This is a genomic window from Nocardia sp. CC213A (assembly GCF_030766805.1).
GTDB lineage: Bacteria > Actinomycetota > Actinomycetes > Mycobacteriales > Mycobacteriaceae > Nocardia > Nocardia otitidiscaviarum.
Genome location: NZ_JASFXA010000002.1, coordinates 560,301 through 585,269, shown reverse-complemented (window position 1 = coordinate 585,269; position 24,969 = coordinate 560,301). Strand labels below are relative to the sequence as shown.

At 69.3% G+C, this 24,969-nt stretch carries 23 protein-coding genes; 13 read left to right on the top strand and 10 right to left on the bottom strand.

What is annotated here, in order from left to right:
- The first annotated feature begins 118 nt into the window (after positions 1-118).
- The 5 genes from QJS31_RS05855 (at position 119) to QJS31_RS05835 (ending at position 6,004) form a co-directional block, all read left to right on the top strand.
- On the top strand, positions 119-1,909 hold the full coding sequence (locus QJS31_RS05855; protein ID WP_029932048.1) for a nitrite/sulfite reductase: 1,791 nt from the start codon (positions 119-121) through the stop codon (positions 1,907-1,909).
- 15 nt (positions 1,910-1,924) lie between these two features.
- Entirely contained in the window at positions 1,925-2,710 is a 786-nt protein-coding gene (locus QJS31_RS05850; protein WP_306356101.1) for a phosphoadenylyl-sulfate reductase, read from the top strand.
- Complete coding sequence (gene cysD, locus QJS31_RS05845) at positions 2,707-3,660, top strand: sulfate adenylyltransferase subunit CysD (protein WP_282778259.1); 954 nt, start codon at positions 2,707-2,709, stop codon at positions 3,658-3,660. Before QJS31_RS05850 ends, cysD begins: the two co-directional genes overlap by 4 nt.
- Positions 3,660-4,961 (top strand): sulfate adenylyltransferase subunit 1, encoded by a 1,302-nt coding sequence (locus QJS31_RS05840; protein ID WP_039819346.1) that lies wholly within the window; start codon positions 3,660-3,662, stop codon positions 4,959-4,961. Before cysD ends, QJS31_RS05840 begins: the two co-directional genes overlap by 1 nt.
- Before the next feature lie 275 nt (positions 4,962-5,236).
- Entirely contained in the window at positions 5,237-6,004 is a 768-nt protein-coding gene (locus tag QJS31_RS05835) for a sirohydrochlorin chelatase (RefSeq protein WP_372341505.1), read from the top strand.
- 293 nt (positions 6,005-6,297) lie between these two features.
- Here QJS31_RS05835 and QJS31_RS05830 read toward each other — a convergent pair whose 3' ends face one another.
- On the bottom strand, positions 6,298-6,501 hold the full coding sequence (locus tag QJS31_RS05830) for a hypothetical protein (RefSeq protein WP_306356100.1): 204 nt from the start codon (positions 6,499-6,501) through the stop codon (positions 6,298-6,300).
- Positions 6,502-6,769: 268 nt separating this feature from the next.
- On the opposite strand from QJS31_RS05830, the gene QJS31_RS05825 reads away from it, so the two are divergent.
- From QJS31_RS05825 to QJS31_RS05810, 4 genes are all read left to right on the top strand, one after another.
- A complete protein-coding gene (locus tag QJS31_RS05825; protein ID WP_282778264.1) occupies positions 6,770-7,426 on the top strand; it encodes an HAD family hydrolase in 657 nt (218 codons plus the stop codon).
- A 106-nt stretch (positions 7,427-7,532) separates the two neighbouring features.
- Complete coding sequence (locus tag QJS31_RS05820; protein WP_282778266.1) at positions 7,533-8,294, top strand: SDR family NAD(P)-dependent oxidoreductase; 762 nt, start codon at positions 7,533-7,535, stop codon at positions 8,292-8,294.
- 164 nt (positions 8,295-8,458) lie between these two features.
- Positions 8,459-8,596 carry a hypothetical protein gene (locus tag QJS31_RS05815; protein ID WP_282778267.1) on the top strand — a complete coding sequence of 46 codons (138 nt, stop codon included), beginning with the start codon at positions 8,459-8,461 and terminating at the stop codon, positions 8,594-8,596.
- A gap of 18 nt (positions 8,597-8,614) precedes the next feature.
- Entirely contained in the window at positions 8,615-9,127 is a 513-nt protein-coding gene (locus QJS31_RS05810) for a DUF421 domain-containing protein (protein WP_282778269.1), read from the top strand.
- Positions 9,128-9,455: 328 nt separating this feature from the next.
- On the opposite strand, the gene QJS31_RS05805 is transcribed toward QJS31_RS05810, so the two are convergent.
- From QJS31_RS05805 to QJS31_RS05765, 9 genes are all read right to left on the bottom strand, one after another.
- The gene (locus QJS31_RS05805) at positions 9,456-11,702 is read right to left on the bottom strand and encodes a hypothetical protein (RefSeq protein ID WP_306356099.1); all 2,247 of its coding nucleotides are present in this window, start codon (positions 11,700-11,702) and stop codon (positions 9,456-9,458) included.
- 632 nt (positions 11,703-12,334) lie between these two features.
- The gene (locus tag QJS31_RS05800) at positions 12,335-13,921 is read right to left on the bottom strand and encodes an FAD-dependent oxidoreductase (RefSeq protein ID WP_282784853.1); all 1,587 of its coding nucleotides are present in this window, start codon (positions 13,919-13,921) and stop codon (positions 12,335-12,337) included.
- Entirely contained in the window at positions 13,922-14,926 is a 1,005-nt protein-coding gene (locus QJS31_RS05795; protein WP_282784851.1) for a diiron oxygenase, read from the bottom strand.
- Between the two features lie 184 nt (positions 14,927-15,110).
- Complete coding sequence (locus tag QJS31_RS05790) at positions 15,111-16,115, bottom strand: Hsp70 family protein (protein WP_306356098.1); 1,005 nt, start codon at positions 16,113-16,115, stop codon at positions 15,111-15,113.
- Positions 16,116-16,460: 345 nt separating this feature from the next.
- Positions 16,461-17,936, bottom strand: a complete 1,476-nt coding sequence (locus tag QJS31_RS37320) for an N-acetylmuramoyl-L-alanine amidase (protein ID WP_372341488.1) — start codon at positions 17,934-17,936, stop codon at positions 16,461-16,463.
- 152 nt (positions 17,937-18,088) lie between these two features.
- Complete coding sequence (locus QJS31_RS05780; RefSeq protein ID WP_306356097.1) at positions 18,089-18,568, bottom strand: Rieske (2Fe-2S) protein; 480 nt, start codon at positions 18,566-18,568, stop codon at positions 18,089-18,091.
- A gap of 74 nt (positions 18,569-18,642) precedes the next feature.
- Complete coding sequence (locus tag QJS31_RS05775) at positions 18,643-19,218, bottom strand: DUF6529 family protein (RefSeq protein WP_282784846.1); 576 nt, start codon at positions 19,216-19,218, stop codon at positions 18,643-18,645.
- Positions 19,202-19,861 carry a hypothetical protein gene (locus tag QJS31_RS05770; RefSeq protein WP_306356096.1) on the bottom strand — a complete coding sequence of 220 codons (660 nt, stop codon included), beginning with the start codon at positions 19,859-19,861 and terminating at the stop codon, positions 19,202-19,204. Before QJS31_RS05770 ends, QJS31_RS05775 begins: the two co-directional genes overlap by 17 nt.
- 29 nt (positions 19,862-19,890) lie before the next feature.
- Complete coding sequence (locus QJS31_RS05765; RefSeq protein WP_282786301.1) at positions 19,891-20,475, bottom strand: sigma-70 family RNA polymerase sigma factor; 585 nt, start codon at positions 20,473-20,475, stop codon at positions 19,891-19,893.
- Positions 20,476-20,896: 421 nt separating this feature from the next.
- On the opposite strand from QJS31_RS05765, the gene QJS31_RS05760 reads away from it, so the two are divergent.
- From QJS31_RS05760 to QJS31_RS05745, 4 genes are all read left to right on the top strand, one after another.
- A complete protein-coding gene (locus QJS31_RS05760; protein WP_306356124.1) occupies positions 20,897-21,268 on the top strand; it encodes a hypothetical protein in 372 nt (123 codons plus the stop codon).
- Between the two features lie 43 nt (positions 21,269-21,311).
- Positions 21,312-22,061 (top strand): SDR family oxidoreductase, encoded by a 750-nt coding sequence (locus tag QJS31_RS05755; protein WP_282786302.1) that lies wholly within the window; start codon positions 21,312-21,314, stop codon positions 22,059-22,061.
- A gap of 205 nt (positions 22,062-22,266) precedes the next feature.
- Positions 22,267-22,725, top strand: a complete 459-nt coding sequence (locus QJS31_RS05750) for a hypothetical protein (protein ID WP_306356095.1) — start codon at positions 22,267-22,269, stop codon at positions 22,723-22,725.
- Between the two features lie 415 nt (positions 22,726-23,140).
- A complete protein-coding gene (locus QJS31_RS05745) occupies positions 23,141-24,907 on the top strand; it encodes a sigma-54-dependent Fis family transcriptional regulator (RefSeq protein WP_306356094.1) in 1,767 nt (588 codons plus the stop codon).
- The last annotated feature ends 62 nt before the right edge of the window (positions 24,908-24,969 follow it).

The following is a 24,969-nucleotide window of genomic DNA, read 5'->3' as shown; positions in this document are numbered from 1 at the left end:
CGGAAACCGGCGTCACCGCGACGCCGCGGAAACCGGTTCGCTGATAGCCGTATCACTGATTCGGAGGCGTGAGCCAGCCCCTCCCGCCTGCCCGCAAGACCCATCAGGAGCGATCCCCATGACGTCGAGCACCGACGCCACCAGTTCCGATTCCGCTCGCCCCGCCCGGCCCGCACGTCCCGCCGCCGAGCGACGCGTGCGCCCGGACCGGCCGCGTTCGGAAGCGCCCGTGGCACCTCGGGAGCGCACCGGTCGGCCGGTTCGCCGCAAGTCCGAGGGCCAGTGGGCGCTCGGCTACCGCGAGCCGCTCAACCCCAACGAGCAGAACAAGAAGGACGACAACCCGCTCAACGTCCGCGCTCGGATCGAGAACATCTACTCCAAGGCCGGATTCGACTCCATCGACAAGAGCGATCTGCGCGGCCGCTTCCGCTGGTGGGGCCTCTACACCCAGCGCGAAGAGGGCTACGACGGCACCTGGACCGGCGACGAGAACATCGACATTCTCGAGGCGAAGTACTTCATGATGCGGGTGCGCTGCGACGCGGGCGCGCTCAATGCCCGGCAGTTGCGCACCATCGGTGAGATCTCCACCGAATTCGGCCGCGACACCGCCGACCTCTCCGACCGCGAGAACGTGCAGTACCACTGGATCGAGATCGAGAACGTGCCGGAGATCTGGCGGCGGCTCGAGGAGGTCGGCCTGCACACCACCGAGGCGTGCGGCGACTGCCCGCGCGTCATCCTCGGTTCGCCGCTGGCCGGTGAATCCTTCGGCGAGATCCTCGATCCCACCCCGGCCATCGACGAGATCGTCAAGCGCTACATCGGCGACAAGCGCTACTCCAACCTGCCGCGCAAGTTCAAGACCGCCATCTCCGGCCAGCAGGACGTGGTGCACGAGATCAACGACGTCGCCTTCATCGGCGTCGAACATCCCGAACACGGTCCCGGACTCGATGTCTGGGTCGGCGGCGGCCTGTCCACCAATCCCATGCTGGCGCAGCGCTTGGGCGCGTGGGTGCCGCTCGACGAGGTGCCCGATGTGTGGGAGGCCATCGTGGCGCTCTACCGCGACTACGGCTACCGCCGCCTGCGCACCAAGGCGCGCATCAAGTTCCTGGTGAAGGATTGGGGCGTCGAGAAGTTCCGCGAGGTGCTCGAGACCGAGTACCTGAAGCGCAAGCTCATCGACGGACCCGCCCCGGAGAAGCCCGCGCGCCCCATCGACCACATCGGGGTGCAGAAGCTGCGCAACGGCCTCAACGCGGTCGGCTTCTCCCCCATCGCCGGTCGCGTCTCGGGCACCATCCTGCAGCAGGTCGCCGATGCGGTGGAGCGCGTCGGCTCCGACCGGGTGCGCTTCACCCCCTACCAGAAGCTCATCGTCCTCGATGTGGCCGACGACAAGGTCGATCAGCTGATCGACGAGCTGGCACCGCTGGGTCTGCACGCCCGTCCGTCGCACTGGCGACGGAATCTGCTGGCGTGCAGCGGTATCGAGTTCTGCAAGCTGTCGTTCGTGGAGACCCGCAAGCGCTCGCAGGTGCTGGCTCCCGAACTCGAGCAACGGCTCGCGGACATCAACGCCGACCTGGACGTGCCCATCACCATCAATATCAACGGTTGCCCGAACTCGTGCGGCCGGTCCCAGATCGCCGATATCGGCTTCAAGGGCCAGCTCGTCGACGACGGCGACGGGAATCAGGTGGAGGGCTTCCAGGTTCACCTGGGTGGCAGCCTCGGGCTCGACAGCGGTTTCGGCCGCAAGCTGCGCCAGCACAAGGTGACCAGCGCCGAGCTCGGCGACTACATCGAGCGCGTGGTGCGCAACTTCGTCAAGAACCGTGACGGTGACGAGCGGTTCGCGCAGTGGGCTGTTCGCGCCGACGAGGCAGATCTGCGGTAGTTGGGAGATACTGAAATGAGCACAGCATCGCACGGCGATCCCGTGGGGGGTGGCGGCCGGGTGACGGGCGGGCCAATAAAACTCGCTGAATCCGAGCTGCGGGCCATCGCCGAGAAGGGGGCGGCCGAACTCGGTCCGGACGCCACCGCGCTGGAACTGCTGCGGTGGACCGAGGACACCTTCGGATCCGATTACATCGTCGCCTCCAATATGCAGGACGCCGTGCTGGTGCAGCTGGCCGCGCAGGTGCGGGCCGACGGCGGAGCCGTCGATCGGGGTCCGGTGGACGTGCTGTTCCTCGACACCGGCTACCACTTCGCCGAGACCATCGGCACCCGCGACGCCGTGGAGATGGTGTACGGCGTGAACATCGTGAACGTCACGCCCGAACACACTGTGGCCGAACAGGATCAGCTGCTGGGCAAGGATCTGTTCGCCCGCGACGCCGGAGAGTGCTGCCGCCTGCGCAAGGTGGTGCCGCTGAAGAAGTCACTGTCCGGCTACAACGCCTGGGTCACCGGCATCCGCCGCGTGGAGGCTCCCACCCGCGCAGGCGCGCCCCTGATCTCCTTCGACGAGGCGTTCGGCCTGGTGAAGATCAATCCGATCGCCGCCTGGTCCGACGAAGAGATGGCCGCCTATATCGAGGCCAACGGCATCCTCGTCAATCCCCTTGTGGAAGAGGGATATCCGTCCATCGGTTGCGCTCCGTGCACGCGGAAGCCGGAACCGGGATCCGATCCGCGATCCGGCCGCTGGGCCGGGCTCGCCAAGACCGAATGCGGGTTGCACGCCTCATGACCAGTTTGATCGAGCCCAACGCCGTCACCGGCAACACCGTCACCGATAACACTGTCACCGAATTCGACACCCTGGCAGCGCTGGAGTCGGAGTCCATCCACATCTTCCGCGAGGTGGCGGGCGAGTTCGAACGGCCGGTGATCCTGTTCTCCGGCGGCAAGGACTCCACCGTGCTGCTGCACCTGGCCATCAAGGCGTTCTGGCCCGCGCCACTGCCCTTCGCGCTGCTGCACGTGGACACCGGGCACAACCTGCCCGAGGTACTCGAGTTCCGCGACAAGGTGGTCGAGAAGTACGGGCTGCGCCTGCATGTCGCCTCGGTCGAGGAGTACCTCGCCGACGGGCGGTTGACCGAACGCCCGGACGGTATCCGCAATCCGCTGCAGACCGTGCCACTGCTGGACGCCATCGCCGAGAACCGCTTCGACGCGGTCTTCGGTGGCGGCCGCCGCGACGAGGAGCGCTCGCGCGCCAAGGAGCGCATCTTCTCGCTGCGCGACGCCTTCGGACGCTGGGATCCCAAGCGGCAGCGGCCCGAACTGTGGAACCTGTACAACGGTCGCCACGCGCCCGGTGAGCATGTGCGGGTGTTCCCGCTGTCCAACTGGACCGAGCTGGACATCTGGCGCTACATCGCCCGCGAGAACGTGGAGCTGGCCACCATCTACTACGCCCACGAGCGCCCGGTGTACCTGCGCGACGGCATGTGGATGACCCCGGGTTCCTGGGGCGGCCCGGCCGAGGGTGAGGAACTGGTGGTCAAGTCGGTGCGCTACCGCACCGTGGGCGACGGCTCCACCACGGGCGCGATCATTTCCGATGCCGCCGACAACGCGGCGATTCTCGCCGAGGTGGCCGCGTCCCGGCTCACCGAACGTGGCGCGACCCGCGGCGACGACCGCGTCTCCGAGGCCGCCATGGAAGACCGTAAACGAGAGGGTTACTTCTGATGTCCGACCTGTTGAGACTCGCCACCGCCGGGTCGGTGGACGACGGCAAGTCCACCCTGGTCGGACGCCTGCTGTACGACACGAAATCCGTACTGGCCGACCAGATCGACGCGGTCACCCGCGCCTCGGTCGACAAGGGCCTGTCCACCCCGGATCTGTCGCTGCTCGTGGACGGCCTGCGCGCCGAGCGTGAACAGGGCATCACCATCGACGTGGCGTACCGCTACTTCGCCACGCCCAAGCGGTCTTTCGTACTCGCGGATACGCCGGGACACGTGCAGTACACCCGCAATACGGTGTCCGGCGCGTCCACCGCGCAGCTGGTGATCCTGCTCGTGGACGCCCGCAAGGGCGTGATCGAGCAGACCCGCCGTCATGCCGCGGTCATGGCGCTACTGGGCGTACCGAAGCTGGTGCTGGCGGTCAACAAGATCGACCTGGTGGACGATCCGGCCGCCGTGTTCGACAAGATCCGCGGCGAATTCGGGGAACTGACCGCCAAACTCGGCTGGGCTCCCGAGGATGTGCAGGAGATTCCGGTGTCGGCGCTGCACGGTGACAATGTCGCCTCGCGCTCGGAGAACACCCCGTACTACACCGGCCCCTCGCTCATCGAGCATCTGGAATCGGTGCCGGTGGACGCCGACAGCCACGGCCGCCACGAGGTGGGGCTGCGCTTCCCCGTGCAGTACGTGATCCGGCCGCGCACCGCCGAGTACCCGGACTACCGCGGCTACGCCGGACTGGTCGCCGCGGGCGTGGTCACCAAGGGCGACGAGGTCGTGGTGCTGCCCTCGGGCACCCGCACCACCGTCGAGCGCATCGACACCCCCGATGGTGAACTGCCGCAGGCACAGCCGGGACGCAGCGTCACCCTGGTGCTGGCCGACGACGTGGACGTCTCGCGCGGCGACACCATCGCCGCCGCGGCCGACGCCCCCGAGCCCATCGACTCATTCGACGCCACCGTGTGCTGGCTCGGTGACAAGCCGCTGCGCCCGGGTGCACGCCTGCTGCTCAAGCACGGCACCCGCACCACCCAGGCGATCGTGGGCGCACTGCTGGAGCGTTTCGACGAACAGCACCTGGCCGCCGACCCGAATCCGGAAACGCTGTCGCTCAACGATATCGGCCGCATCTCGGTGCGCGTGGCCGATCCCGTGGTGGCCGACGACTACAGCGTCAACCGGCACACCGGCTCCTTCCTGCTCATCGACCCCGCGGGCGGCAACACCCTGGCCGCGGGCCTGGTGGGCGATGCGCTGACCGCCGTCGAGGTCGGTGCGGAGATCGGCGTGTGAGCAGCGCCGAGGCGCGTCCGCAGCGGTGGACGAATTCTTCTGGTACCTGGACGGGTTCGGCCGCCGGGCCGCCGGAAGTCGGCTCTCCGGCACCGGAGATTGCCGCGGCCGCGCCGCTCGGGCACGGCGCGCGAGGCACCCCCGCGACCGGAGTGACACCGCACGGCGCGAGTGCGCCACGCACCGCCCCGGGTCCCGGTGGTCGCGGACGACATCGAGCGCCGGCGCTGATCGCGGTGGCGCATGGCAGCCGTGATCCGCGTTCGGCCGCGACCATGCACGCCCTGACCGAACGGATCGCCGCCGCACGTCCGGATCTGGATGTGCGCCTGGCGTTTCTGGATCTGAGCACGCCGTCGGTCGAACAGGTCGTGGCCGCGGTGGCGGCGGACGGTCATTCGCACGCCGTGGTGGTGCCGCTGCTGCTGGGCAAGGCTTTTCACGCCCGGGTGGATCTGCCTGGGCTGCTCGCCGAGGCGGGTGCCCGGTATCCGCGACTGCGGCTCACCCAGGCCGATGTGCTCGGACCCGATCCGCGGCTGGTCGAGGCGTTGCGTGACCGCGTGGTCGAGTCGCTGACCGCCGGGTCGACCGCTGCGGTGTCGCCCGCCGCGTTCATCGACACGTCCCTTCTCGAATCCGCACGCGCCGGCACGCGTGCTTTCACCGCTTCGTCGCTGACGAGCGACGTGCGCCTCGGCGTTGCCGTGGCCGCCGTGGGTTCGTCGTCCGCGGCAGCGAACGAACGAACAGCACATGTGGCCCGCGAGCTCACCGCGCTCACCGGCTGGGATTCCGAGATCTGTTTCGCCACCACCGAACCCACCGTCACCGCCGCGCTGTCGCGCCTACGCTCCCGTGGTGCGCGGCGTCTCCTGGTCGCCCCATGGTTCCTGGCTCCCGGCCTGCTCACCGACCGGCTGGTGAACGCGGCCCCCGACACAACCCACGCCGCCGCGATCGGCGCGCATCACCTGCTCGCCGACGTCGTGCTGAACCGATTCGACGCCGCGGCGTCGCTCCCCCGCACGCTGACCGCCTGACACATCCGCGACCCGGTCCCGTTCGTGACGGACACTTCCGCCACCTCTCGCTTCACGACCGCACCACCGTCCGCCCGCGCTGTTCGCTGCCACGTCGGCGTGGCCGGGACACCGCATCCATCGCCTCCACGGGTGGACATGCCCGGCGCCGAAGCAGCGCCACGGTGGGACGTCCTTCGGCATCGCCGCAGGCGAATGCCGGGTCGCGCGGTCGTCCGACACCATCGGCCCGAGCCGGTACCCCCGCCCGGGACTGCTCGGGCCGACAGCCGCATGCGCACCGGTGTCGGTGACTACATGCAGGCTTCGTAGTCCTTGCCGAAGGACCCGGTCACCGACGAGCACATGTCGTCGCCGATCGGAGTCGAACGGGTGTCGGAGGTGGCGACTTCGGCGGGCGCCTCGACCAGCGGGATATCGGCGGCTGCCGGTCCCGCGAGGGCGGCGGCCGCACCGATTCCGAAGGCGACGACGCCGGTCCGCAGCAGGATGCGCATGAGGGAACTCCTTTTGAAAGGCGATAGTTTCACAAACGCCGTCCGTACCATACCCACCGCCGACCGATCACGCCCGGGAACCGCGTCACTCACCCCGATATCGGGCCGCGCCGCTCACCCCGGCATCGGACCACGCCGCTTCCGCCGCCGGACACACCCGCCGATCTCACCCCGAGCCGGGGGCCGCTCACCCTCGTCCCACGCACCGATTCCGCCACCGGGCCGAGGAGGGCGCTCGGCCCGTCCCGCGCACCGATACGCTGGGCCGATGATCAAGGCTGTGGTGTTCGATGTGGGCGAGACGCTGATCGACGAGACGCGAATCTGGTGCCGGTGGGCCGACCGGCTGGGCGTGCCCCGATTCGCCATGCTCGGGGTGATCGGCGGCATGGCCGCCACCGGGCGACCGCTGGCCGACGCCTTCGAAGTGCTCTCGCCCGGAATCGATCTGGAGGAGGAGCAGATCGCCTGGGCAGCCGAGGAGCCCGACAGCCTGCGGGTGAACTTCGACGCCGACGATCTGTACCCGGATGTGCGCCGGGCACTGGCCAAGCTACGCGCCCGCGGGTTGCGGGTGATCATCGCGGGCAATCAGCCGCCGCAGGCCAAGGCGGCGCTGGAAGGCATGGACCTGCCCGTCGACGCCGTCTACACCTCCGCCGAGTGGGAGCTCGAGAAGCCGGATCCGAAATTCTTCGACAAGGTGGTGGAGGTGACCGAGCTGCGGCCGCCCGAGATCTGTTACGTCGGTGACCGGGTCGACAACGATGTCATGCCCGCCAATGCCGCGGGTATGGTGCCGGTGCTCATCCGGCGCGGGCCGTGGGGCTATCTGCATGCGGAACTGCCCCAGGCCACGCGCTACGGCGTGGTGGTCGACGGCTTGGACGCACTGCCCGATCTGCTCGCCCCCACCGACCGCTGAGTTCTCGCCGCCGAACGCGACGACCGATTCCCGCCGGAGCCGAACCCGCGCGCGTCCTTTACTAGACGTGTCAACGAAACAATCTCTACCGCAAGGGGATAGCGCGATGGGTTCTCGCTTCGAGTCGAAGGTCGTTCTGATCACCGGCGCCACCTCGGGTGTCGGCGCGGCCGTGGCACGGCGGATCGCCGCCGAGGGCGGCGCGGTGGTGCTGGGCGCCCGTGGCAAGGAGGTCGGCGACCGGATGTCCGAGGAGCTGCGGGCAGCCGGTGGGCGGGCGATCTTCGTGCCCACCGATGTCACCGTGGAGGCGGATGTCGAACGCCTCACCGCCGCCGCCGTGCACGAATTCGGCAGGCTGGACGCCGCTTTCAACAATGCCGGGGCGATCAACGCCTTCGGCGATATCGAGTCGATCGACGAGGCGGGCTGGCGCGCCGACCTGGAACTCAATCTCACCAGCGTGTACTACGGTCTGCGGCACCAGGTTCCGGCCCTGGCCGCATCGGGCGGCGGCGCGATTCTCAACAACGCCTCCAATCTGGGCGTGGTCGGCATGGGACAGGTCGCCCCGTACGTGGCGGCCAAACACGGCGTCATCGGACTCACCCGGGCGGTCGCACTGGAGGCCGCCGGACGGGGCGTCCGGGTCAATGCGGTGGTGTCCGGGGCCGTCGACACCCCGGCCTTCCGCAATTCCATGGGTGCGACGCCCGAAGGTGAGGCGGCGATCGCCGCCCTGCATCCCGTCGGACGCATCGCCACCCCCGACGAGATCGCCGCCTTCTGCGCCTACCTGCTCAGCGACGAAGCGGCATTCGTCACCGGCGCGGCACTCGCGATCGACGGCGGCTTCACCGCGCGCTGAACCCTCGTACGCCGACCGAGGCGGCGAATCTCCGGGCGCACGTGTACGACGGTCGCCAGCGGGTACCAGCGAGCACACCGGGTGGTGGCCGCTCGAATCGGGTCGTCCGGGCATACGAACACACGTAGACCACCGCCACCACCCGCTCGACGAGAGGAGTTCCGATGAGCACCGTTGCCGCCATGGTGGATTCGCATCCCGCGAACCGGCACGCCGACCGCCACGAACACTGCCGTATCCGCGCCGAAACGTGTCCGCGCTGTGCCCGGTCCTGCCGGGAGTTGCTCGCCGCTCTGAGCTGACGGCGATCGGGACAGCTCATGTGGTTCGACGCGTGGCCGGATCTGCTGCGGGTGCTGTTGGTGGGGTCGGCGGCCTATGTGACGCTGGTGGTGGTGCTGCGGGCCACCGGTAAGCGCACGTTGGCGAAACTGAACGCGTTCGACCTGGTCGTCACGGTGGCGCTCGGTTCCACCCTGGCCACCATCCTGCTCAGCGCGGAGGTGTCCTGGGCCGAGGGAGCGGTGGCGCTGCTCCTGTTGGCGCTGCTGCAGTATGCGGCGGCGCTGGTGGCGACGCGGCCGCGCGGCGGACGGCGGCTGCTCACCGCTGCCCCCACCCTGGTGGTGCGCGACGGTCGACTGCTGGAGCGGGCGATGCGGCAGCAGCGGCTCAGCGCCGCGGATATCCGGCAAGCGGTGCGGTCCGACGGTCACGGCGACCTGACGCGCATCGCGGCGGTGATCCTGGAGACGGACGGGAGCCTGAGCGTCATCACCGGCGCCGCGTTCGGCGACGGTTCGGCCCTCGACGGGGTGGCAGAGCCCGAGTGAACGGGGGACGAATCCTGCTCGCCCACTCGGAGGTTGGGGACGCCCGCCGCCGCGGTGCGGACACGCGGCGGCGGGCGGTCGAACGGCCCACCGCCGCGTCGCGGGCACGAAGGACGACGCGGGGTGGACCCGTTGGAGGCCGCCCGAGCACGTAACCGGTGGCATGCCGGTGACACGAAGGGCAATTCGTCGTGCTGGGCGGCGAGCCGACCGTCACACGGGTCGCACGGGGGGCGTGACGGCCGACCAGTTCGAGGGCTACCTGCGAGGGGCGCGGTAGCCGGTGGGATGGACAGGGATTCGGTACTGCTCGGGGTCGATCCGGGTGCTACTTGTCGGAACCACCGCCTCCGCCGCCGGAACCGCCCGAGCCACCGCTGCCACCCGAGCCACCGGAGCCACCGCTGCCGCCCGAGCCACCGCTGCCGCCGGAGCTCTTACCGGAACCGCCGGAGGACGATCCACCGGAGCCGCCCGAGCCCTTGCTCGAGCCCCCGGAGGAGGAATTGCCGCCGGATGAACTCTTGCCGCCGGAACTGGAGCTGCCCCCCGAGTCGGACCCGCCGGACGAGGAGCCGCCCGAGTCGGAACCACCGGAGGAGTTGCCGCCGGAACCGTAGCCCCCGCCGCCGTATCCGCCGCCGGAGCCCCCGGACCCGTAGCCGCCCCCGGAGGTCGAGCCGCCGGAGGTGGAGCCACCCGAGCCGTACCCGCCGGAACCACCCGACGTGTTCCCGCCCGAGGTACTGCCACCGGAGGTGGAACCGCCTCCGGTAGAGCCACCGGAGGCGCTGCCGCCCGAGGTGGAGCCGCCGGACGTCGATCCGCCACCGTCGGTGCCGCCCGTGGGCGCACCGCCACCGGAAGTCGTTCCGCCGCCGGTATTCCCACCATCGGTGGTGCTCCCGCCCGCAGGGGCCCCGGTGCCGCCGCTCGTATCCGGCGTATCGCCGGTGCCGACCGGATCGCCGGGGATCGCGCCGCCGGTACCGTCGGGCAGCGCCGCACCGGGATCGGTGGTGCCGGGCGTGGTTCCCGGCGCGCTCGGCAGGTCGGGCATCGCATCGGGCATCGAGGGCAGCTGCGGCGTGCCACCCACCGGTGCGGTCGGGATATCGCCGAGATCGGGCATTCCGATCGGATTCGTCACCGGGTCACCGGCATTCGGCATGCCGGGCAGACCGGGTGGCAGGCTCACCGACGGGATCTGCCCCGGATCGATGGGTCCGATCACCACGCCGCCACCACCGCCACCGTTGTCCCGGGGCAGTTCGAAAGGCACCGGATTGGTGAACCGCGACGGGTCGGCGTAGGTGGTATTGCCCGCGTTGGAACGGGTTTCGCACTGGTTGCCCGCGCGCAGCCGATTCACGGGCCGTCCGCCGGACCATTCGGCGGTCACCGTCGGCGGCATCACGCCGTACTGGCGGATGCTCGCCGCGGTGCTCACCGCGTGGACGCGGCTCCCGGGCCCGGCGCTCACGTCGTCGAGGAGGAGAACATCGTGAGCGCCGGTCCCGGAAGTCTTGGTGGTGCCGGTATTGTCCGGCGTCGCCTGGAAGCCGGGCGCACCCGAGGTGCCGCCCATCATGGCGGCGGCCGACATGGCCAGCGCCGAGGCGACGGCGGCGCCGGAGAAGGCGGCCGCCTTGGGCGCGTATTTGCCGATGGCCGAACCGGTCTCGGCACTGCGCGCGGCGGCGATGGCCGCGCCGATGGCGACGGTGTGCGCCGGATCCGGCGACATGATGATGGGCAGTCCGAGCTCGCTCAGCGCCCGCGCCACCTCGACCGGGCGGGCCGCGCCGCCGATGAGCAGAATGCGGTCGATGTGGTTGAGGCTCAGGCCGCAGCGGTGCACCGTGGCGCGCACCAGCCGTAGCGAATTGCGAATATGCCAGGTACGCAGTCTGCTGGTGTCCGCCGCGGGCACCACCGCCGAAACCGGTTGGGCGGCGTCGGGGGCGATACTGCGCGCGTACCGGGCCAGCAGGGTGCCGAGTGGTCGGCCGCCGTAGTCGTGGGAGCGTTCGGCCCGGCCGAGTATCCCGCGCTCACCGCGGTCCGCCTCGGTGCGCACCACCGCGATATCGAGGCTGTTGCCGCCCAGGTCGTAGACGAGCGTGAGGCCGTCCTCGGAGATGCCGTGCTGGGCGTCGAGCCATTCCACCGCCGCCACCGGTTCGGGCATGAGCAGGACGTCGGATCCACCGGACCAGTCCAGCGCCCGCCGCAGCCGATGGACGTGCTTGTCGGAATAGCTTGCGGGATAGGCGGTTACGGCGGGCGCCTCGGGAGCATTGGTCTCGATGAGCCCGTTGACCACCGCGGCGACCAGATCCGCGGGCGACCAGATGCGGCCGCCCACCACCACCGGATCGGGTTCGCGGCTGAGATCGGCGAAATCCGTGACAACAGGGGCGAATCGGGGAATTCCACCGATTCGGGCACCGCCGGCACTGTCGAAGGTGACGGCCGTGCGCCGGACTCGGACAGCGGGTCGATTGCGTTCACCCGCCGCCCGCGAGGTCGAGCTGGTGATCGCCCACACGGAGTTCACTGTGCCGATGCTCATGCCAAAACCAACAGTCATCGCTATCCCGTCAACGCACCGTGACCACGGCCCCACGTCGCACAACCATGTGGTCGCGGTCGTTTACCAAACAGCGCGTTCAGGTTAGCTGGCTCGTGCCGGACGTGAATGTTGAATCGGTGGAAAAGTTTTCGTGAACGGTAGCCAAGTTTGCGAATCTACTGGTCGGACAGCATCAAGACCAAGATCGCAGCCAACTTACAGCCCAGAAATACCGACCAGTCTTGCTTTGTGGCTACAACTCAGCGAACGCCATTCAATACCAACCGGTACGCGAGAAGAGTCCGGAAAACAAAACCGCGACGTCCGTACGGCACGGCAATTTTCGGGTCACTGCTGGGTTGCTCACCCGAAACTTCGGTATTTGGAATGGAATAGACCGCTACCCGGTCGACACTCGGACGGTCACACGAAGGACGTCGTCCGGCCGCCCCGCGGTATTACACGCGATCACACAACTCACACATCCTGGACGGTCGCGCAGCGATTCTCGCCCGGAGGAAACTCTCGAATCGCGGTACGCAGCAGGATTATTCGCCCAAACAGGACGACCGCCGTATGCAGGTAGTTCGCATACGGCGGTCGTGAGGTCGGTTTCCGAGCCCTACTCGGGACTAGCGGCTCCGCACCAGCAGACGCAACGAACGTCGTGGATGGTTGGCGGCACCACCCCGGACGACCTGCGGCTGTCGAGTTCCAACCAAGCGGTCGAATTCGGCTGCGCTACCAGCCGGTTCGGGCAGCCGTCCCGCATTGAAGTCCGCGACCAGCTGCCGCACGGTTTCCTGTGCGCAGGACTTGTTGGTGCCGATAAAACCGGTCGGTCCCCGCTTGATCCACCCAGTGACATAGGCCCCGGACACCACCGCACCACCCGCGGCCTCCAACACCCGGCCGTCCAGATTCGGCACCACCCCGGCCCGCTCGTCGAACGGCAGCCCGGTCAGCGGCACACCCCGGTACCCCACCGAGGTGAGAACCAGTCCGGTATCCAGGGTTTCGGTCTGCTCGGTGGCCACGGCCCGCACCGCACCGTCGGCGTCGGCGACGAGTTCGTTGCGCACCAGCTCCATCCCGGTCACCCGGTCCACCCCGGTGAGCGCGGTGGGCGACGCCAGATACTTGAAGACGATGCGCTTGCGCCCGCCGGTCGGCCGCTCCGCCAGTCCGCGCAGCAGCTTCAGCTTCTGCTCGACCTTCTGCGGGGCGTCGGCCGGGGTCTCGGGAATCTCGCCCTCGACGACGATATCCACGTCGGCGCCCAGCAGACCCACGAATTCCGGCACGGTGAAGGCGGATTCGGCCGGACCGCGACGCCCGACGACCACTACCTCCTCGATCTTGCTGTGCCGCAGCGCCTGCAACGCCTTGGGCGAGACCTCGGTCCCGGCCAGCAGCTCCGGATCGGTGGTCAGCAGCCGCGCCACATCGAGGGCGACATTGCCGTTGCCGACGATGACCGCCCGCCGCTGGGACAGGTCGAAGTACCGATCGGCATGATCGGGATGCCCGTTGTACCAGGCCACGAACTCGGTGGCCGAGACGCTGCCCGGCAGCCCCTCGCCCGGAATGCCGAGCTTGCGGTCCGCGGAGGCACCCACCGCGTACACCACGGCGTGATGGTGCCGCAGCAGCTCCTCGTGCGAAATATGCTTGCCGATCTCGACATTCAGATACGAGCCGAAGCCCGGCTGCGCCGAGATGGTGTCGAAGAGCTTGGCGACCTGACGGGTCTTGGCGTGATCGGGCGCGACGCCGAAGCGGGCCAGACCGTACGGCGTGGACAGCCGGTCGAACACCGTCACCTGCACCCCGGCCTGGGTGAGCAGCTCGTCGGCGGCGTACATGGCCGACGGTCCGGAACCGATCACGGCCACCCGCAGCGGCTCCCGGCCGGGCTTCACCTCGGGCGCGGGAATAGGCCGCGCCAGCAGCGGCCGGGGCCGCTCCTGCCGGTAGAAGTCGGCGTTGATCTCGATGAACGGCTGCTGATCGGCGGTCAGCTTCTTGGAGGAGGTGATGGCGTCCACCGGACAGGCGGTGGCGCACGCGCCGCAGTCCACGCACGCCTTCGGGTCGACGTAGAGCATCTCCGCCGTCCGGAAGTCGGGCTCGTCGGGCGTGGGGTGGATGCAGTTGACCGGGCAGGCGTAGACGCAGGACGCGTCGCTGCAGCAGGACTGCGTGACGACGTACGGCATCTAGGCCACCTTGTTGCCGCGGAGGGGCTCCGAGCGGTAGCGGGAGGTGGGGCCGTCGATGCGCAGCAGCTTCCACACCGCCTTGGAGACCGGGTTCATCAGGCCGATCTCCTTGGCCAGGGCGCGCACGTCCACGAAGTAGTCGGCGAAGACCTGCTTGGCGTCGGAGGACCCGTAGAACAGCTCCTTGCGCACCTTCTCCGGGATGTCGAACTCCTGGAAGAACGCCTTGGGCGGGGTCGCGATGGAGCGGCCCAGAATCCACATGACGATCGGCATGGCGATGGAGAGCACGAAGCGCTGCGGCGCGCCCTGCTCGGGCACATGCTGCTTGAGGAATTCGTGCGCGAAGGAGATGTGACGGGCCTCCTCGGCGACGTGGATCGCCATGACGCCGCGCATGATCGGGTGCACGTCCTCGCCGGAGCGCAGGATCTGCTTCTGGATGTGGTCGATGGGCTCCTCGCCCGCGAGCACGGCCATGAAGAACAGGTTCGGGAACATGACGGCCACGGGTACGCCGAAGTGGCGCAGCTGGCGCACGAGCGGGCCCATGCCCGGCACGTCCATGCCGATGCGGTTCACCATCTCCTGGAACATCAGGGTGTGGTTGAGCTCTTCGGCCATCTCGTGGGTGCAGTACCGGAACTCGGGGTCACCGTTGGGCAGCGAGAAGGTGTGCTGCACCATGCCGCTGATCAGGATGGACTCGAACTGCAGGCCGACCTTGGCGACATTGGCCTGGCGGTACTTGCCGATGGCGATCTTCTGCTCATCGCTCAGCGCGCGGTACCAGGGGTGGCGACCCAGCGGGTCGGCGGACTCGGGCAGGATCCAGCGCTCGGGCTTGGTGTTCGCGTCGAAGTCCGGGTTCTCCCAGTCGATGTCCTCGTAGGGGTCGAAGTGCTTGTTCACCGACCCTTCCGACAGCAGCAGCAGCTTCTGCGCGTATTCCTGAGCTTCCGCGACGATCGGGTCGTCGATGGGCGTTGTGGCTACGGACATCGTCGTCACAGCCTCTCCAGTTCAGTGTCGGTAACTGTGTCCCATGGTTACACCAAACCGGAGTTACGTCAATAATGCTGTCACGGATATCTGGTTACCCGCGAGTCGTGACCGGGGAGGATGCGCGCGAAACCGCGAAGAGACCCGCATCACAGCGCACGGAAGTATCCGTAACCCGAACCGCTCAGATGGCGGCGACGCGGGCCAGGCGGCGACGGAAGAGGCTGAAGCCGGGGTGTCGGTGGGTCGCGGCCTCGTGGTCGAGTTGGGCGTCGCGGGCCGCGATGGCCGCGCCGTCGGCAATGGTGCGTTCGGGGTCCTGCGCAACGATGACAGGGCGTGCCAGTTCGGCCGAGAGCACCTCGGCGACCTCGGGCGGGCGGGCCGCACCGCCCACGACCAGTACGCGGTCGACATCGGCCATGGTGACGTCGGCGATGCGCAGACCCCGATAGACCAGAGCGAGGGAGCGGCGCACATGGCGGGCGCGCAGATCGCCGGCATCGGCGTCGGAGACGTGGGAGACGACCGAACCGCCGTGGCGCTTCAGATGCTGGGCGAGCATGCCGCCGAAGGCGCGACCGCCGTAGTCGGTCGAGCGCAACGGCTCCCCCACGATGGGATCGGCGGGCGCGCCCGCGCCCACGCGCACGAGGGTGACGGTGAGGCCGGAGCCGCCCAGGTCGTAGACGAGCGCCAGTCCCGGGGTGAGCGGTCCGCGTTCGGCGGCGAGCCAGGACACCGCGGCGAGGGGCTCGGCCAGCAGGGTGGCCCGGTCGAGCCCGACGCCCGCGAGCGCGGCACGCAGGTCGGCCACGTGATCGTCGGAGTACCCGGCCGGATGGGCCACCGTGACGGCGGTATCCGCGGCCGGAGCCTTCCCCAGCACCTCCTCGATCACGCTGTACGCCACGGTCGCCACCAGATCGGGTGCCGTGAGCGCGCGGTGGCCGACGCGCGCGGTCGGCGCGCCGCGCTGGGTCAGATCGGCGAATTCGGTGATGACGCGACCGTGTTTGGGTATCCGGCCGACGCGGGCATTGCCCGAACTGTCGAAGGTGAGGGTGGTCCGCCAGGTGACGGGGACCGCGCCGCGGCGACGGCCGGGCGGATTCTTGCCCGCACGGTCCGATGCCGTCGCGCACACCGTATTGACCGTGCCGATACTGAGACCAACGCCGAACACCATCAGTTCACCTCGATCGACGAGTCGTTGTTTCGCCAGTCACCATGACCCGACCCGTGTTTCAGGCAACCACCGCGCCGGATGCTTGCCAAGCAGAGGACACCCGGTTGTCCGCAGTTGCGCCTCCCGGTGACGGCACCGCCGGTGAGCGGGGGCTGGGTGACGCCACACCCGAGCGGACATCGAGATCGCGAGAAGTTTGCCCGAATCCCACGCACCGGTCGGTCCGTGTTGATCTCGGCGCCACGAACCGCCCGCCCCCGCCGCGCCCGTGCTCGCGGACAACGAAAACCGCCCTCGCACCGGGTAATTCGGTGCGAGGGCGGCACGGGTCGGCGGGCACGGCGCTCAGTTGGTCGGCGCGATCAACTCCGACATGAGGGTCGAGACCAGCGTGTAGGCGAGATTGACCAGACTGGAGGCGATCCCGGTCTCCTGACTGTTCATGCCGAGCATCTTGGCCATCGGCCCCAGCAGCTGCACGGCGGTTTGCACCAGCGTCTTCAGCGAACCGGATTCCGACGGCTTCGTCTGGTCCGCCCCCGGCGTGGCCGGTGCCGTCGCCCCCGGACTCGGCTTCGCGTTCGGCAGTTGCGGTGCGGCCGGTGCCGCCTGATTCGGCTTGGCGGCCGCGGCGGGCACCTGCGGATTCGGCTGTGCGCCGGGAGCCTGCGGGGCGGCCGGAGTGCCGGCCGGAATCGGCACACCCTCCGAGATCGGCCGGATGCCGTTGCCGACCGCGTCGCCCGGAACCGCCTGCTGCGGCGCGGTCGCGTCGTCGTGGGCCACCGGTTGTGCCTGGAGCCGCACCGGCGCGCCCTCCGCCCGCGGTTCGTCCGGAGTTCCCGGCTGCACCGCGGGTTGCTCAGCGCCCGGGGCCGGGTCCGGCTCGATCGCCTGCGCGGGCTGCACCGGATAGGCGGGGACCTCCGGCGCCGGAGCGGGCGCCTGCGCCTGCACCTGTGGGTCCGGTTCCGGAACGGCCGCCTGCTGCGGCTCGGCCGGGCCCGGGTCCAGTCCGAGCAGGAAGGCCGCCAGGCCGGTGGTGATGGCCACCGCGTGGCGCAATTGCCCCTCGGGCGATTCGAGCAGTCGCGCGTCCTCGGGGTTCGCGCCATTGCCCATTTCGAGGAAGACGTCGGGCACATGGGTCAGCGCCGGTCCGGCGATATCGGCGCGGGTCTGCAGGCCCTCGTTCCCGCCGTAGGAGGCGATGGGGAAACCGGCGCGCACGTAGGCGTCGCGCATGGCCTGGCTGGCGGCCAGCCCGGGTCCGCCCTGCACCTCGGTGGCCTTGGCGTCGGGCACCGGTAGTTGCGGAACGATGAGGTGGAAGCCGCGCAGTTCGGCGGGTGCGCTGTCGGCGTGGATGCTCACCGCGACATCGGCACCGGACCGGTTGGCCGCGGCGGCGCGTTCGTCGATGCAGCCGCCCCAGCCGGTGTCGTCGGACCGGCTGAGCACGACCTCCGCACCCAGGCCCTCCAGCGAGGTCCGCACCAACTGCGCGACATTCCAGTTGATGGTGTGCTCGGGGACGCCGTTGACGGTGACCATGCCGGTGGTCTGACACGGTTTGGAGCCGCCGCGGCCGTCGGAGACCGGCCGGGCGATGTTCTGATTGTGATTGGGGCCCTGGTGTCCCGGATCCAGGAAGACGGTCTTCCCGGCGAGCTTCTGGGGCAGTTCGGATATCGCGGGGCTGTCGGGCGCGGGGTTGTCGGGCGCGGCCAGCGCGGTAGCCGGGACGAATCCGGCCACGGTGGTGATCGCCGCGGCCGTGACGGCAGTGCGAATACCAGCCTTGATGATGCTTGGCTTCATAAGCGGTGACGGCGATCCGGGCGGAACGCCCCTCCCTTCCCACTAGTAACACCAAACCCAATGGTTCACTCTCGCAACGCTGGTTATCTTATGGCAAGTGCCAGGCTGCGCCGTGATAGAACTGTTACCAGTGGTCAGGAGGTATTATACCGTCACGCCGACACGATGCGGTCGCCTTCCACCCGGATCGAGCGATCTTTCAGCGGACGTGCCGCCGGACCGCTGGCGACCGTGCCGTCCAACCGGAAGCTGCTGCCGTGGCACGGGCACTTGATCAGGCCGTCGGACACCTCGTTCACCGTGCATCCGGCGTGCGTGCAGGTCGAGGAGAAGCCCTGGAAGGTTCCGGCCGCGGCCTGCGTGATCACCACATCACCGGCGATGAGCCCGCCGCCCACCGGCACGTCGGCGGTCTTGGCCAATTCGGCCGGGGGCTGCCCGTCCGCCCGCTCCTCCGGCGCGCCCGAATCGGCCTGGTCGCCGCCGTAGCTGGAACAGGCGGCCAGGGTCACGGCCGCCGCGGCCACGCCCACACCGGCCAGTGCGGTGCGGCGGTCCAGCCGCGGGCCGCCGGGCTCGGCGTCGGGCGTCGAGTTGTCAGTGTCGGTCGAGTTGTCATTGTCGTGGGTCATGGATTCACTCCTGTTCGCAGGGGGCCGACGAGACGACCGCTCACGGTTATCGACGTACGGGCGGGCCGCCGGGTTCACGCGCCGAAGCCCTTGACCCGGAAGTACCAGACCGCCGAGCTGAACCACAGCCCCACGAATCCGGTGAACAGCAACCCACCCGCGACCGGAATCACCCAGCCGGGTAACCCTTTTCGGGTGAGCAGCAGCATCTTGGTGACGAAGATGCCGTAGACCAGGCAACCGAGCAGCGAGTGCACCAGCACCCGGGTGTCGAAGGTGGCGAAACCGAAGGCGTAGAGACAGTGCACCGCGACCGGCAGGCTGATCAGCACCGCCAGGCGACCCGACCAGACGTGCCAGAACGAGGCCCACCGGCCGGGCCGGACCTTCGGCAACAGGCCGTACATGGCCAGCGCGCTGATGTCCTGCCCGACGGCCAGCACCACCACCGCGGTGGCGAGCCAGGATTTCACCGCGCCCGGGCTGGAGAATCCGGCCAGGCTCACGGCGGTGCCCGCCGGGGTGTGCACGGCGCCGTAGACACCGAGCGCGACGGCGGTGGCCGCGCCCGCGAGCACGATCAGGGCGATGGCCGAAGCCGTTGCGCTGCCGCCGGTTTCGCGGGCCGGAGGCTCAGAAGTCGTCGTCATCGCCGGTCACCTTTCGGGCGTCGGGGGCCAGGCTCGGGGCGGGTGAGGTGGTCCCGTCGGCATTGCGGCGCACACCCGTGACCGAGCCGTCGGGGGCGACCACCCAGCTGTCGCGCGCGCCCGCGCCGCGGTCGATGTAGATGCCCGCCGGATCGCGCACGGCGGGTGCGGTGAATTCCCAGCTGCGCTCCCCCATGGTCAGCACCCCGGTGAGGGCACCGTCGAGGAGGGCGGCCTCGATTCGGGATTCCTTGCCCGACAGCTCGGTTCGCCCGGCGGCGGCGTCGCCGCGCAGCCAGCTCTCGACGCTCGCGCCGTCGCAGACATAGGCGACGGAGCGAGCGCCGGCGACCGTCACCGACAGGGTGAGCGGACGCCCCTCGTTCGCGATGGTGGTCACGTAGTCGGCCTGAGCCGGGAACGGCGTCACACTGGCCGTGGGGGTCGCGGTGGTGGGAGTCGCGGTGGTGGGAGTCGCGGTGGCGGGAGTCGCGGTGGCGGGCGCCGTGACGGCGGTGGCGGGACCGGCGCTGTCGGCGGGCGCGGGGTCGCTGCCGCCCCCGGTGACGATATTGGTCAGCAGCAGGCCGCCGCCGACGGCGGCCACCGCGAGGAGGGTGAGGACGGGACCGGCGCGTTTCATGGGAACTCCTGGGGCGTCGGGACGGGGGATCAGGCACTGAGGGGCAGTCGGCGCAGGGAGCGCAGGGCGTAGTGCACGCGGGTTTTGACGGTGCCGACGGGAACCCCCATATCGGCGGCCACATCCTGGTAGGCGCGATCATTGAGGATCACCTGCACGACGGCGTCGCGCTGTGGCGCGGGCAGCCGGGAGAGCAGTTCCGCGACCAGCAGCCCGTCGGCGAGGGTATCGGCGAAATCCGGGCGGGCGTAGTGGCCCTCGGCCACGTCGCCGAGTTCGTCCCAGGCGCTGTCACCGGGGCGAGCGGCGCGCACCCGGGCGATATCGGTGAGGACATTGCGTTCGATGGTGAGCAGCCAGGTGCGCACGCTGCCGCGGTCGGGGTTGTAGGTGCCGCAAGCGCGCCAGGCCCGGAGCAGGGTCTCCTGGACGGCGTGTTCGGCCAGCCCGGGGTCGCCCAGGCGACGCAGGGCGCGCCAGTGCAGCAGGGCCTTGTCGGCGCCCAGCACCTCGGCGAGGCCGGAGTCGGTGCACAGCCGGGCGCAGCGGGCGGCGCACCCCGGCTGGCCGGTGCGGGTGGCGGTCAGGGTGGGGAGGGGCCGCAAGTGTGTCATGTCCTGAATATCGCGAGCCGACCCGGGAACGACATCGGTGGTTGATACCTAATTCCGAAACGTCCGGGCGGTCGGATTGCCGCCCAAAATCATTCGCAGAGCTAAGCGAATGGATGATTTGCCCAGTTGTGAAACCATCCGGTACCTTTTTCTACGCGCCACCGCCTCGAACCCGGCGGCGCGGTCCCCGTGGGTCCGAGGGGAACCCGCGGGGACGATCCGGGAACCGCCGCACGGCACCCTCGATCGAGCACATTGAAACCGGTTTGTACGCAATGAATTCGGGCGTTCCTCACATTTACCCACGTTTTCTCTGATAGACCTGCGCCCGGAGAGATTCGGGGATCTTTCACCACGGGGCCGCACGCACCGGAATTCCGTGTGCGGCCGTCGCGAACTGCGAGGGAGGACCGTCGTGCGTATGCGCACGCTTGCGATCGCGGGGGTCATGGCGTCCGCGCTCATACCGCTGACAGCGGGTGTCGCCGCCGCGGCACCGGCCGCGGAAATGCCGGGTGATGGTCAGTATCTGGTCGGCGTGGATATTCAGCCGGGTTACTACGAGGCCAGTGGCGTCGAAGATCCCGCCGTCGCCTGTTTCTGGCGGCGGTTGTGGAAAGTCCAGACCGATACCGACTACAACGATCCGAACTATTACATCATCGCCAGCGACTTCACCCGGGTCCGTCCCGTCCGGGTGGAGATAAAGGCCACCGATGTGGCATTCCGCAGCGACAACTGCGGGAGCTGGCGCATGGTTCCCAAACCACCCAGCACCGGCTCGTTCGGCTGACGAGCACAGCATTCCGACCGTGCGGTCCGGCTAGGGTGGCGGTATGACGAGGCGCAGAATTCTGATCACCGGGGCGAGTTCCGGACTCGGTGCGGGCATGGCGCGCGAGTTCGCCCGCCGCGGCCGCGATCTGGCGCTGTGCGCGCGCCGACTGGACCGGTTGACGGAACTGCGCGACGAACTGTGCGCCGCCCATCCGGACATCACCGTCGCGGTGCGCGCCCTGGACGTGGACGACCACGCGGCGGTGCCGAAGGTGTTCGGCGAGTTGCGCGAGGAACTGGGCGGGCTGGACCGGATCATCGTGAACGCGGGCATCGGAAAGGGCGCCCGACTGGGCACCGGCCGCGCCGAGGCCAATATCGCCACCGCCACCACAAATTTCGTGAGCGCGCTGGCCCAGGCCGAAGCCGCCCTGAGCATCTTCCGCGAGCAGCGGTCCGGTCATCTGGTGCTGATCTCCTCCATGAGCGCGGTGCGCGGGCTGCCCGGTAGGAAGACGGCGTACGCGGCCAGCAAAGCCGGGCTGTCAGCGCTCGGCGAGGGTCTCGCCATCGAATTGCGGAGCAGCCCGATCACCGTCACCACCGTGCAGCCGGGATTCATCGCCACCGAGATGTCGGCACAGGCGGGGGACGCGAAACTCGTTGCCTCGCTGGACAAGGGCGTGGCCGCCATGGTGGCCGCCATCGAGCGCGAGCCGGTGCGCGCCGATGTGCCCGCCTGGCCCTGGCGGCTGATCGGCGCGGTACTGCCCCGGCTGCCGCGCGCGGTGGTGGCACGAGTGAGCTGACCGCGACCGTTCATGCACCGCCCCAGCAAACCGCGCCGCGGACCGCACAATGGAGCCGACCGAACAATATGCGTAATGAAACGCCCAGTAGTGCAATATATTTCGTCGTATCCTGAAAGATCACAACGAGTCCCGGACCGCTGACGGACCGGGATATCGGCGAACGGCACGACAGGACAAGGGGTTGATGCGGATGATCGCGACCGTGGGTACGGCATATGCCGTCGTCGTGACCGCGGTGAGCGATCCGCGCGCCGTGGAGGGCCTGGAGTGGGACCGTGCCGTCGAGTTCCTGCCCAGTATCGCCTCCAACAATCTGCGGGCCTGGTTGCGCGCCCAGGAGGCGGCGGGCACGACACTGCGCCACGGCGTGGTCATCCCGGCCTCCGCGCGCGCCCGACCCGCGCACCGAACACCGGCCCGTGAGGTCTGCGTGCCCGCGGTGGAATACCTGCTCTTCGTGGACGCCCTCCGAGCGGACCTGCGCACCCGCCGCGCGGCGCTGGCGGAGCGGCGGCCGTCCGGATCCCAGCAGCGGGCCGATCGGCGAATGACCGCCCGGCTGGCGGCGGACGGCGTGATCGACGTGGAGGAACGACTAGACGAGCGCGAGTTCCCGACCGAACTCGACCGCATCGCGGCGCTCCTGACCGCTCGCCGCTGAGTAGATCAGGCGACTTCCAGCGCGCCCGAGCCATTTTCGAGACGCACCCGGAGCTATCGTGCGAAGCGGCCACCCGCTCGAACCCGAGGGCACTTCGGGCTCGTGCGGGTGGCCGAGGGAGGGGTGCAACCTGTTCCGAGGCAACGCGGCCTTGGGCGGGCGGCCACGGGCGACGACGTTGTCACCATGCTCCGGAGCAGACCGTCAACTGACGCCACGGCGCGAGACTCGGATTCGCTCACACCGCACGCGGATTCGTCGTCGGTTCTACCAGTGTGCGCAACCGAGGAGTCGGTCCGCTGTCCTACTTTGGGACAGTTACCCCTTGACGAGTCCGGCGCGCACTGCGGACAATCCGCTGACGGCGTATGCACCCCGCCGTTCCTTCCGACGATTCGATGGCTCGAGGAGTGCGGTGGACGCTGGAGATGACACGATCGGTGTCGAACGCGCACGAGAGGTATTCGTCTCCGCGGGCGATATTCCCTCCGGCGCGGTATCGGACCTGGTCGTGGCCTCGTGGCAGCGCTCGGTGAACGCCGGGGTCGACGATGTCGAGAATGTGCTCGACCGGACCTATCTGGACGATTTGGATCTGCACGGCCGATTCGCGCGCTGCGCGGTGCCGGTGATCGACCGGCTGGAACGCGAGCTGAGCGATATGCCGGTGAGCATCGCACTGGCGGATCAGAACGGTCGTGTGCTGCTGCGCCGAGACAATCAGCGCTTTCTGACCGGTCGCTTCGACGGCGTGTTCTTCGCGCCGGGTTTCGTCTACACCGAGGACACCGTCGGCACCAATGGCGTCGGCACCGCGCTCGCCGCCGGAAAGGCCGTGCTGATCCGGGGCGCGGAGCATTACGCGGAGAACATCACGGTCTTCGCGTGCGCGGGTGCGCCCGTGCGCGATCCGCTGACCGGGGCGGTGCAGGGCATTCTGGATCTGAGCTGCCTGGCCAAGGACGCCAACGGCCTCATGCTGGCCCTGGTACGGGAGGCGGCCCGCGGTATCGAGAGCGAACTGCGCGCCGCGGCGTCGCTGGGGCAGCAGGCGGTGCTGAACAGTTTCCTGCGCATCGGCCGGATGGGCCGCACCCCGACGGTCGCACTCGCGGGCGAGGTGTTCATGACCGATGCCCGCGCGGATGCGGAACTCGGCCCGCACGACCGCATCCGGCTGCGCGAACTCGCGGCGGGGCTGACGGGTGCGCGCGGCACGGTGGTGTCGGTCGATCTGCCGACCGGCCGGAAGGCTCGGGTGCGTTCGATTCCGGTACCCGCGGACGGGCCGGCGGCCGGTGTGGTGTTGCAGGTGGATCTCACCCCCGCGACTGCCCGTGCGATCCCCCACGCCACCAGGCGAATCGGGTTGGCGGAGGTACCCGGCGACTCACCCGCCTGGCGGATGGCCTGTTCCGATGTGCTCGAGACCGCGCGGATCCGCCGACCGCTGGTCATGCTCGGCGAGCTGGGCGTCGGCAAGCGCGCCCTGATCGCCGCCGCCCACCGCCACACCTATCCGACCCGGTCGCTGGTGGTGGTCGACTGTCGCGACGACGCCGTGCCGAGCGGCTTCGATGCAGCATGGAGCCGGTCGCGGCCGGCCACCATCGTGCTCGCGCACCTGAACGAGCTGCCCGACCGGTCGGTGGAAGAACTGGCGGCCCGGCTCGAGAACGCGGACGGCTCGGACCACTGGCTGGCGGTGACCATGACGACCACCGAATCGGCCGAGCCCGGGCGGCTGGACGCCGTGCTCCGGCATTTCGAGCATTCGATCACGGTGCCCGCCCTGCGCCATCACGTCGACGATCTGCGCCAGATCGTTCCGCGCCTGCTGCACACGCTGGCGCCCCGGCGGGCGGTGCACCCCACCCCGGATGCCATGCGCGTGCTGCTCGGCTACGACTGGCCCGGCAATATCGCCGAACTCCGCGACGCCCTGCGCACCGCCCTGGCTCGCCGTCCGGCGGGCGATCTGCGCCGCGCCGACCTGCCGGAATCCTGTTTCGCCGCCAGCCGACGGGTGCTCACCCCCATCGAGGTGGTGGAACGCGACGCCATCGTGCGGGCGCTGGTCCAGGTCGGCGGTAACCGCCATCACGCCGCCCGCATGCTCGGCATCGCCCGCTCATCGCTCTACCGCAAGATCGAGTCCTACGGCATCCGGCCCACCGCCTAGCCGGAAGCACCGCGCAGCCGGAAGCGCCAAACCTCCCGCGCCGCACACGAGATCCGACGCGG

Excerpts from the sequence above, each read along its gene's own strand:
- QJS31_RS05855 (WP_029932048.1), top strand. The coding sequence starts at position 119 with ATGACGTCGAGCACCGACGCCACCAGTTCCGATTCCGCTCGCCCCGCC.
- QJS31_RS05850 (WP_306356101.1), top strand. The coding sequence starts at position 1,925 with ATGAGCACAGCATCGCACGGCGATCCCGTGGGGGGTGGCGGCCGGGTG.
- cysD (WP_282778259.1), top strand. The coding sequence starts at position 2,707 with ATGACCAGTTTGATCGAGCCCAACGCCGTCACCGGCAACACCGTCACC.
- QJS31_RS05840 (WP_039819346.1), top strand. The coding sequence starts at position 3,660 with ATGTCCGACCTGTTGAGACTCGCCACCGCCGGGTCGGTGGACGACGGC.
- QJS31_RS05835 (WP_372341505.1), top strand. The coding sequence starts at position 5,237 with ATGCACGCCCTGACCGAACGGATCGCCGCCGCACGTCCGGATCTGGAT.
- QJS31_RS05830 (WP_306356100.1), bottom strand. The coding sequence starts at position 6,501 with ATGCGCATCCTGCTGCGGACCGGCGTCGTCGCCTTCGGAATCGGTGCG.
- QJS31_RS05825 (WP_282778264.1), top strand. The coding sequence starts at position 6,770 with ATGATCAAGGCTGTGGTGTTCGATGTGGGCGAGACGCTGATCGACGAG.
- QJS31_RS05820 (WP_282778266.1), top strand. The coding sequence starts at position 7,533 with ATGGGTTCTCGCTTCGAGTCGAAGGTCGTTCTGATCACCGGCGCCACC.
- QJS31_RS05815 (WP_282778267.1), top strand. The coding sequence starts at position 8,459 with ATGAGCACCGTTGCCGCCATGGTGGATTCGCATCCCGCGAACCGGCAC.
- QJS31_RS05810 (WP_282778269.1), top strand. The coding sequence starts at position 8,615 with ATGTGGTTCGACGCGTGGCCGGATCTGCTGCGGGTGCTGTTGGTGGGG.
- QJS31_RS05805 (WP_306356099.1), bottom strand. The coding sequence starts at position 11,702 with ATGAGCATCGGCACAGTGAACTCCGTGTGGGCGATCACCAGCTCGACC.
- QJS31_RS05800 (WP_282784853.1), bottom strand. The coding sequence starts at position 13,921 with ATGCCGTACGTCGTCACGCAGTCCTGCTGCAGCGACGCGTCCTGCGTC.
- QJS31_RS05795 (WP_282784851.1), bottom strand. The coding sequence starts at position 14,926 with ATGTCCGTAGCCACAACGCCCATCGACGACCCGATCGTCGCGGAAGCT.
- QJS31_RS05790 (WP_306356098.1), bottom strand. The coding sequence starts at position 16,115 with ATGGTGTTCGGCGTTGGTCTCAGTATCGGCACGGTCAATACGGTGTGC.
- QJS31_RS37320 (WP_372341488.1), bottom strand. The coding sequence starts at position 17,936 with ATGAAGCCAAGCATCATCAAGGCTGGTATTCGCACTGCCGTCACGGCC.
- QJS31_RS05780 (WP_306356097.1), bottom strand. The coding sequence starts at position 18,568 with ATGACCCACGACAATGACAACTCGACCGACACTGACAACTCGACGCCC.
- QJS31_RS05775 (WP_282784846.1), bottom strand. The coding sequence starts at position 19,218 with ATGACGACGACTTCTGAGCCTCCGGCCCGCGAAACCGGCGGCAGCGCA.
- QJS31_RS05770 (WP_306356096.1), bottom strand. The coding sequence starts at position 19,861 with ATGAAACGCGCCGGTCCCGTCCTCACCCTCCTCGCGGTGGCCGCCGTC.
- QJS31_RS05765 (WP_282786301.1), bottom strand. The coding sequence starts at position 20,475 with ATGACACACTTGCGGCCCCTCCCCACCCTGACCGCCACCCGCACCGGC.
- QJS31_RS05760 (WP_306356124.1), top strand. The coding sequence starts at position 20,897 with ATGCGCACGCTTGCGATCGCGGGGGTCATGGCGTCCGCGCTCATACCG.
- QJS31_RS05755 (WP_282786302.1), top strand. The coding sequence starts at position 21,312 with ATGACGAGGCGCAGAATTCTGATCACCGGGGCGAGTTCCGGACTCGGT.